The following is a 3,133-nucleotide window of genomic DNA, read 5'->3' on the forward strand; positions in this document are numbered from 1 at the left end:
GGGAGAAACGCCTTGTCCCGCCGTTTCCTGCGGCGGATGCCGTTTCTCGGCGCGAGTGCCAGCCCGCGCGACCGCCGGCGCCGGTCGTGATGCCGCGACCGCCGGCGCCGGTCGTGAAGTCGTATCCGACTCGCTGAGAAACGCCGCCAGCGGGGAGGAACGCGTTATCGTGACGTTTCTTTGCGCGGATGCCGTTTCTCGGCACGAGCACCAGAGCCGCGTGCCGTTGCCCGGCACGACGGGCGCACGCGGAAGCGGCGCCGCCCCGGAGGGCGACGCCGCTTAGAACGAGACGTCAGGCCTGGCCGAGGGCGGCCGACACGACCGCGCGCGCCTCTTCCTGAACCTCGCGCAGGTGCTCCTCGCCGCGCAGCGACTCGGCGTACAGCTTGTACACGTCTTCGGTGCCCGAGGGACGGGCGGCGAACCATGCCGACTCGGTCTGCACCTTCAGGCCGCCGATCGCGGCACCGTTGCCCGGCGCGTGCGACAGCTTCGCGGTGATCGTCTCGCCCGCGAGTTCGGTGGCCGAGACGGCATCCGGAGACAGCTTCGACAGGGCCGACTTCTGAGCGGGCGTGGCCGCCGCGTCGACGCGCTGGTAGGCCGAGGCGCCGAACTCGGCCTCGAGCTCGGCGTAGCGCTGCGAGGGCGTCTTGCCCGTGACGGCGAGGATCTCGGCGGCGAGCAGACACAGCAGGATGCCGTCTTTGTCGGTCGTCCACACGGAGCCGTCCTTGCGCAGGAACGACGCTCCAGCGGATTCCTCGCCGCCGAAGGCGACCGAGCCGTCGAGGAGCCCCGGCACGAACCACTTGAAACCGACCGGAACCTCCAGCAGCGTCTTGCCGAGCGAGGCGGCGACACGGTCGATGATCATCGACGAGACGAGGGTCTTGCCGATCGCGGCATCGGTCGGCCACCCCTCGCGGTGCGAGAACAGGTAGTCGATCGCGACGGCGAGGTAGTGGTTGGGGTTCATCAGGCCCGCGTCGGGCGTGACGATGCCGTGGCGGTCGGCGTCGGCGTCGTTGCCGGTGAGGATGTCGTACTCGTCACGCGCCGCGACGAGGGATGCCATCGCCGAGGGCGAGGAAGGATCCATGCGGATCTTCTCGTCCCAGTCGAGTGTCATGAACTTCCACGTCGGGTCGACCACGGGGTTCACCACCGTCAGGTCGAGGCCGTAGACCTCGGCGATGAGCGCCCAGTACTCCACGGACGCACCGCCCAACGGGTCGGCGCCGATGCGGACGCCCGCGTTCTTGATGGCATCCACGTCGATGATGGATGCCAGATCGCGCACGTACGCGTCGCGGAAGTCGTACTGGCCGAGATTCTCGAGGTCGATCTCGGTCTGGGGCGTGCGCTGCACCCCGGCCAGCCCGGCGGCGATGAGTTCGTTCGCGCGGTCGGCGATCCAGCCGGTGGCGTCGGTGTCGGCGGGGCCGCCGTGCGGGGGGTTGTACTTGAAGCCCCCGTCTCGCGGAGGGTTGTGCGACGGGGTCACGACGATTCCGTCGGCGCGGCCGGGGTCGTCGAGCGAGCGGCCCGTGTTGTACGTCAGGATGGCGTGGCTGAGAGCCGGCGTCGGCACCCAGGCGTCACGCGAATCGACGCGTACGTCGACTCCGTTCGCGACCAGCACCTCGACGGCGCTCCGCTCGGCGGGCAGCGACAGGCCGTGGGTGTCGCGACCGAGGAAGAGCGGCCCCGTGATGCCCTGCGCTGCGCGGTAATCGACGATCGCCTGGGTGGTCGCCAGGATGTGATCCTCGTTGAAGCTCGTGCTCAGCGACGACCCCCGGTGGCCGCTGGTGCCGAACGCCACCCGCTGCTCGGGCACGGCGGCATCCGGTTTGCGGTCGTAATACGCCGCGATCAGTTCGTCGATGTCGATGAGATCGGATGCCTCTGCGGGCTGTCCTGCGCGACTGCTCATGCGCCCAGTCTGCCCGCTCGCTCCGACATGCGCATTCGACGCGACGCATTCCGAGGTAATCCGTCATCACGGCGGTCACGGCCGCGCGACTAGGCTGAGTCGGTGCTGCCCGACACGGAACATCCGCCCGTCCGCCGTACCTACAGCTACCTGGGGCCCGCGGGAACCTTCACCGAGGCCGCGCTGGCCCAGGTGCCCGAGGCTCGCGATCAGATCTGGCGCCCCGTGCGCAACGTGGGCGAGGCGCTCGCCGACGTCGTCGAAGGCCGTTCGGATGCCGCGATGATCGCCATTGAGAACTCCGTCGACGGGGGCGTCTCCACCGCACAGGACGCCCTGGCGACCGTGCCGGGGCTCCGGATCGTCGGCGAGTACCTCGTGCCCGTGAACTTCGTCCTGGTGGGGCGCCCGGGTACCACACTGGCCGACGTGTCGCTGGTCGCCGCGCACCCGGTCGCGTACGGGCAGTGCCTGGGCTGGTTGAGCAGGAACCTCCCCGCGCACGCGCACCTGCCGGCCGAGAGCAACGTCGCGAGCGCGCTCGGCGTCCTCGACGGGACGAGTGCCGCGGATGCCGCGATCGCGGCCCCCGGGATCGTCGCCCACCACGATGTGACGGTGCTGGCCGAGAACATCGGCGACAACCCCAACGCGGTGACGCGCTTCGTGCTCGTCAGCCGCACCGTGGCGCCGGCGCCCCCGACCGGCGCCGACAAGACCTCCCTGATCGTCGAGCTTCCCGAAGACCACCCGGGCGCCCTGCTGGAGCTGCTCGAGCAGTTCGCCACCCGGGGCATCAACCTGAGCCTGTTGGCCTCCCGCCCCATCGGGGACGCCCTCGGCCGGTACCGCTTCGTCATCGACGCGGACGGGCACGTGCTCGACGAGCGCATGGCCGACGCCCTCCTGGGGCTACGCCGGTTCAGCCCGAAGGTGATCTTCCTCGGCTCTTATGCCCGCGCCGACCGCGCGATCGTGCGTTACCCGCAGCGCTACAGCGACGACGTCTTCGTCGAAGCGCGCGACTGGCTGCGGGGCCTGCTGAGCGGCGAGCCCGAGGCCTGAGCCCGGTCCCCGAGCTCGTCGAAGGGCCGGGTCCCGCGCTTCGCGAGGTCCCTGAGCTTGTCGAAGGGCCCGGGTCCCGCGCTTCGCTAGGTCCCTGAGCTTGTCGAAGGGCCGGGGGCCCGCGGG

General features: G+C 70.4%; 2 protein-coding genes. One reads left to right on the forward strand and one right to left on the reverse strand.

The window, feature by feature from the left end; all coding sequences use genetic code 11:
* Positions 1–295 precede the first annotated feature (295 nt).
* Complete coding sequence (pgm, locus tag ACTJJP_RS15805) at positions 296–1,942, reverse strand: phosphoglucomutase (alpha-D-glucose-1,6-bisphosphate-dependent) (protein ID WP_440775939.1); 1,647 nt, start codon at positions 1,940–1,942, stop codon at positions 296–298.
* A 102-nt stretch (positions 1,943–2,044) separates the two neighbouring features.
* Here pgm and pheA point away from each other — a divergent pair, with 102 nt between their 5' ends.
* Complete coding sequence (pheA, locus tag ACTJJP_RS15810) at positions 2,045–3,007, forward strand: prephenate dehydratase (RefSeq protein WP_440775940.1); 963 nt, start codon at positions 2,045–2,047, stop codon at positions 3,005–3,007.
* The last annotated feature ends 126 nt before the right edge of the window (positions 3,008–3,133 follow it).

This window comes from Microbacterium sp. 22296 (genome assembly GCF_052045385.1).
Classification (GTDB): Bacteria; Actinomycetota; Actinomycetes; order Actinomycetales; family Microbacteriaceae; genus Microbacterium.